1 protein-coding gene is annotated in these 469 nt (G+C 66.1%); it reads right to left on the reverse strand.

The annotated features are described in order from the left end of the window. Positions 1-119 precede the first annotated feature (119 nt). On the reverse strand, positions 120-469 hold a 350-nt coding region (locus ACOADB_RS08345; RefSeq protein ID WP_378597496.1), incomplete at its 5' end, for a PASTA domain-containing protein.

Consider the following 469-nt stretch of genomic DNA (forward strand, 5'->3'; position numbering starts at 1 on the left):
CGGTACCCGGTCGAGCAGGTCCTTGATGAGGAAGAACGTCGAGCCCCAGCAGGCCGTCATCGCGAGCAACGCGAGCGTTGCCAGCAGGGTGGTGCGGCGGCCGTCGGGCTGGGTCACCCTCAGACGATATAGAGGATGATCCGGCTGCCCTTCTTGACCCGTTCCCCGGCTTCCGGATCCGTGGCCCACGCCACCTGGCCGCTCAGGAAGATGGAGGCGTGCTCCTTCTTCACCTTGAAGCCGAGCGCCTCGAGCTTGTCGACGGCGTCCTTGGTGGAGAGGTAACGCACCGCCGGCACGGCCACGAGCTCGGGGCCCTTGGAGACGACCAGCTCGACGGTGTCGCCCTTGTAGACGACACCGGTCTTCGGGTTCTGGCTGATGATCGCGCCCTCGGCGATCTCGTCGCTGAACTCCGAGTCGGTCACCTTGACCTGCACGCCGCGGCTCTCCAGGCCCTTCTCGATCT

Origin of the sequence: Nocardioides sp. CPCC 206348, from assembly GCF_048654705.1 — a bacterium.
GTDB lineage: Bacteria > Actinomycetota > Actinomycetes > Propionibacteriales > Nocardioidaceae > Nocardioides.